Below are 3,114 nucleotides of genomic sequence, written 5' to 3' on the forward strand. Positions count from 1 at the left end.
TGTGTATAAGAGACTTCCTATATACTTAAGACCATTATAATTTTCTTTATAAGGTTTTTTAAGTACCGCTTCACTTGCTTTATACCAAACTAAAGCATTTGCTTTGGTTATGCCCATTTTATAACATTGATCTATAATTTTCTGTCTACAATCTATTCCTGGTGAAACTAATTTATCAATCAGTTCTCCAACATCAATCTCTTTTTTCAATGGTTCAGGATATCCGATAAAATCTTCATCATACCAATTAGTGCCTATATCTTTACAAAAACCACAAATCTTATACTCAGGGCTATCTAATTCCTCAGTAGTATAATCCAGTTCAAAATATTCCTCATATTTTTCAACTGGCATAAAATTTGACCCTATCCATAAATATTGATCCGATGATAGATCTTTATTAAATTGAGATTGGTATTTAGTCTCAGCACTAAATTCACCTATATACTTAAGTCCGTTATAATTTTCTTTATAGGGTTTCTTGACCTCTAGATTTAACATTGGATCATTATTTATATACCAAAATACAGAATTAGCCGTTGTGATACCTAATTTAATACATTGTTCATAAATCTTTTTCTTTTCACCTTCATTTACTTCTATTTTATCAATAATCGAATTGATATCTTGAGGTGTAGAAAACCTGTCAGGCATAATAAGCTGCTCTGACATATACACTACATCACCTATATCAGCACAGAATAAGCATGATGGTGTAAGGAAATCATTAATTGGTATATTTTCATTCTGTTCAAAATATTGTTTGTATTTTTTCTCTGAAGAAAAATTATTACCTATCCATAGCAGAATAGTCACTTTATCTACATCAATTTTACTCATGATAATCCTTTCTTAATTAACATTTAGATTTATATCTCATTTAGTAGAATGCTAAATACTTTTAAATTGATTAACTTCGCATCGTTTCAATATATCATATTGAAAGATATTAATTTACTATTCAACTACAGACGGTTTTCTGTGGAATAATATGCTATTAATGAGATACATCGAAAGATCGCGTACTTTCAGTAATATATTATTGGAATTCTAAAAAAGCATCGTTTTCATAATAAAAAATAAATGCTTCAAATAATTCATCTAATGACGGAACACCTAATTGTTGTTTTGCGTTTGCTACAATTTCCTCAATCGTTCCTCCATCTAAAACTTCAACCCAACCATCATTTTTAACTTGTTCTGGTAAATATTCATCAGAATTAGGAGGAAAATCCCTAGCATCTAAAGTAAAAACTCCTTTTGTAGACAATGTCCAGTTGTTTTTATTTGGAGGTAAACAAAAAAACTCTGTATTATTTTCTGGAGAAGATAAAACATCGCCAATGGAAATAAGATCCATAAACCACCTCATTAAATATTTTCAATAATTACTGACCTGAAGCTTGATACAGCTATCAGATCGACCGGTTACATATTCACCAATTAAAATTCCACGGCCCACCTAAGTTTTCGTCCATTGAGCACATACTGATACAAATTAAATTCGCCAGCTAACCAAATCTGGGCCAGCAGAATAAAGCGCCCTATATCTGGATCATAATACCTGAAATTATTGTAGTGAAGTTAGATTTTTGTCTAATTATTGGCCTTAACCCTTTAAATCTTATTGGATTAAGATATGTGAGGCTTTCTGTATTGCTTTATACCATAATCGGGAAAAGCATTCCCTGAGAATTTCACCAGCTTCATCCGTCAACTATTCCTGATTGCTGATAAAGACAAAAAATAATTTATTATTTTTATATGAATTCTTTATTTATGAATATAATACAGATGAATATCATATTCATTATCACTTAAAACAATTACTCTATCTGGGGACGTAAATGCCAATGAAAAATCATATGTCCTATTGATTGAAAACAAGCTTAATATGAAGTCTGAAAAACTTTCGACATAAAAAAATATGCTCACATCTCCAGAATAGAACATATTACACATAATATCTTTTTTATATTCAATATACTTTCGACTTCCCTAGCTAGGATATTTCTATTTATAGGCAAATTAAAAAAAATTTTTTTAATATCATTATCAATTTTATTTATTTCTTTTAACATTTTTCTATGCCATATAAATTCATTATCATGTAAAAATGATACATTAAATGAACTAACACCATCTAATTTGGTCGCATAATCTCTTGCTCTAAATAAATTTAATTTATCTTTTAAACTAGTGTTCATAATATATTGAAGGGGCTTTAACAAATCATAGGAAGAATCTAATCAACCATTTCTTAAATATTCAGAACTATAATCACGCTTATCGATATGACCATTAAAATCAAAAATATTAATGAAATCGTCACCAATTTTGATATAGGTATTTACAATAAATTCAGGGTACATTAGGATTAACTTTCCCTATTCTTCGCCAGCTAAGATCTACAACATGAGAAATAAAAAGTCTTTTAAACTATTTGAACAATAACAATTTATTATGCAGGCATAACTATATCAGTTGCAATTATATTTATAACATCACCTGATTGCATTTCTATCTCTATATATTTGTATTTAGTATCATCTTTAAGATTAAATAGATTTACGCTTACACTTTCGCCCCATTCATTCCATTTTGGTATATTAATGCCTTTAATGCCTTTGCATATAATATCCATAGGAAGAGAAGAATTATTAAGGAACTTAATTATAAGAGTACTTTCTTGCCAATCAAGAATCAAAGATACTAATGTCCAATCATGCATATTTAAAATTCTTTATTATTTAGTGTTTAATGGCATATATGCCTCAAATGTTTCCTTTGATAGAACTTTATCATCAATACTATGATCTTTTGCAACAACAATTATTTACCAGACAATATGTATCTTAGTTGAATATAAACTAAGACACACTTTTTGCCAGTAATAGGATCTAAATTTGCATCTTTCCTATCACTGCTTTTGGCTGGTTTGAAATTTAACTTTGATTTCTATCGTCCCTATCAATTTTAAAAAACTTCTGACCGCAAATATTTTTAAGATTAATATGTAGTGATTTTTATAACATCTATAAGATATAAAAATCTATATATACATACTTACTTTTTAATTTCGCTAATTAACAAGGTAAGGCCTCACATATATAA

The 3,114-nt window shown here is 28.5% G+C and carries 3 protein-coding genes and 1 pseudogene; all 4 read right to left on the bottom strand.

All coding sequences use genetic code 11. The features are described 5' to 3' along the window. Positions 1 to 840 (bottom strand): immunity 22 family protein (locus B6D18_RS12155; protein WP_086364680.1); only part of this gene is annotated, 840 nt, incomplete at its 3' end. A 199-nt stretch (positions 841 to 1,039) separates the two neighbouring features. After that, entirely contained in the window at positions 1,040 to 1,360 is a 321-nt protein-coding gene (locus B6D18_RS12160; protein WP_086364681.1) for a hypothetical protein, read from the bottom strand. 83 nt (positions 1,361 to 1,443) lie between these two features. Further along, positions 1,444 to 1,572 (bottom strand): annotated as a pseudogene (locus tag B6D18_RS13090) (hypothetical protein); the annotation flags it as partial. Positions 1,573 to 2,461: 889 nt separating this feature from the next. Then, positions 2,462 to 2,731, bottom strand: a complete 270-nt coding sequence (locus B6D18_RS12175) for a hypothetical protein (protein ID WP_086364682.1) — start codon at positions 2,729 to 2,731, stop codon at positions 2,462 to 2,464. Positions 2,732 to 3,114 lie beyond the last annotated feature (383 nt).

Source organism: Gilliamella sp. A7 (genome assembly GCF_002142015.1).
GTDB lineage: Bacteria > Pseudomonadota > Gammaproteobacteria > Enterobacterales > Orbaceae > Gilliamella > Gilliamella apis_A.

Coding starts and splice junctions, on each gene's coding strand:
- B6D18_RS12160 (WP_086364681.1), bottom strand. CDS start 1,360: ATGGATCTTATTTCCATTGGCGATGTTTTATCTTCTCCAGAAAATAAT.
- B6D18_RS12175 (WP_086364682.1), bottom strand. CDS start 2,731: ATGCATGATTGGACATTAGTATCTTTGATTCTTGATTGGCAAGAAAGT.